General features: G+C 68.7%; 1 protein-coding gene and 1 pseudogene. Both read right to left on the bottom strand.

The features are described from left to right. Window positions 1-80: 80 nt before the first annotated feature. The gene (locus HUK84_RS17965; protein ID WP_176641463.1) at window positions 81-1,244 is read right to left on the bottom strand and encodes an FtsW/RodA/SpoVE family cell cycle protein; all 1,164 of its coding nucleotides are present in this window, start codon (window positions 1,242-1,244) and stop codon (window positions 81-83) included. Further along, a pseudogene (locus tag HUK84_RS17960) lies at window positions 1,244-1,459 on the bottom strand (hypothetical protein); the annotation flags it as partial. The pseudogene HUK84_RS17960 and the gene HUK84_RS17965, both read right to left, overlap by 1 nt.

The raw sequence follows: 1,459 nt of genomic DNA, 5'->3' as shown, positions 1-1,459 counted from the left end.
CCAGGGCCTCGGCGGGGATGAAATGGCCGCCGGTGCCTCCGGCGGCGATGACGATCGGGCGGGCGGTCATGATTCGGTCCTCATGCCGCGGCACGGCGGCCGCGGAAGGCGGGACGGCCGCGCGGGATGCGGCTTTCGCCCGTCCGCTGGCGGGTCAGGGCCAGGACCATGCCGATGGTCAGCGCCACCGACATGGCCGACGAGCCGCCATAGGAGATGAAGGGCAGGGTCATGCCCTTGGTCGGGATCAGGTGCAGGGTCGAGCCCATGTTGACGAACGCCTGGAGGCCGAAGCCGGTGACGAGGCCGGCGGTGGCGACGACGATGAAGGGATCGTCCTCGCGCAGCAGCTTGAGCAGGGTGCGGATGACGATCACGCCGAAGACGGCGATGATGAACAGGCAGATCAGCATGCCGAATTCCTCGCCCGCCACGGCGAAGACGAAATCGGCGTGAGCGTCGGGCAGCAGGTCCTTGACCCGCCCCTCGCCGGGGCCGCGGCCCATCAGCCCGCCATTGCCGAAGGCGCGCAGCGCGGTGTCGATCTGGTAATGGTCGCCGACATTGGGGTGCAGGAAGCGTTCGACGCGCGAGCGGACATGGGGGAAGACCATGTAGGCGCCCAGGAAGGCGGCGATCATGCAGCCCACGCCGGCGCCGACGAAGAAGATGTTCAGCCCGTCGATGAAGAGCTGGGCCAGGAACACCGTGGTGATCACGCTGAGCATGCCGATATCGGGCTGCGATTTGAGCAGCAGCAGGATGACCGCGAACAGGCCGAGCGCGATGGGCATGCCCGGGAAGAAGCGGCGCAGGCGCCGTTCGGTCAGCAGCCAGGCGGTGACGACCGCGAAACAGGGCTTGAGGAATTCGGAGGGCTGGACCGACATCAGCGGCAGCGCGATCCAGCGCCGTGCGCCCTTGATTTCGACCCCGTGGACCAGCGTGAGGGCGGTGGCGCCGATGGCGACCACGAAGCCCACCGCCGCCAGGCGCCTGACGCCGCGTGGCGAGAGCAGCGAGGTGGCGGTGACGATCGCCCCGGCCAGCAGCAGGAAGATGACCTGCTTGAGGATGAACATGTCGCGCGAGGCGCCGATGCGGGTGGCCACCGCCGGGCTGGCCGCCAGCATCAGCACGTAGCCGAAGCCGATCAGGATGCCGATGCAGGAGAGCGTCACCCGGTCGACATGGCGCCACCAGCGGGCGAGATAGGACGCATCGACGCGCGAAATGGCGGCCATTATCCGTGATCCCCGTATTCGTGATTCCCGTCCTGGGTATTGGCGATGCCCTCGACCAGCGCGGCGAAATGCCGGCCACGCTGTTCGAAGCTGCTGAACTGGTCGAAGCTGGCGCAGGCGGGCGAGAGCAGCACGACGGGCGCGCCTGTACGGCGGGCCGCGTCCAGGGCGGCGGGGACCGCCTGGTCCAGCGTGCCGGACAGGGTGTGGGGCAC

Origin of the sequence: Nguyenibacter vanlangensis (assembly GCF_013376155.1) — a bacterium.
Classification (GTDB): domain Bacteria; phylum Pseudomonadota; class Alphaproteobacteria; order Acetobacterales; family Acetobacteraceae; genus Gluconacetobacter; species Gluconacetobacter vanlangensis.
The sequence above is the reverse complement of the archived record's forward strand: the minus strand, read 5'-3'. Positions and strand labels throughout refer to the sequence as shown.

Coding starts and splice junctions, on each gene's coding strand:
- HUK84_RS17965 (WP_176641463.1), bottom strand. CDS start 1,244: ATGGCCGCCATTTCGCGCGTCGATGCGTCCTATCTCGCCCGCTGGTGG.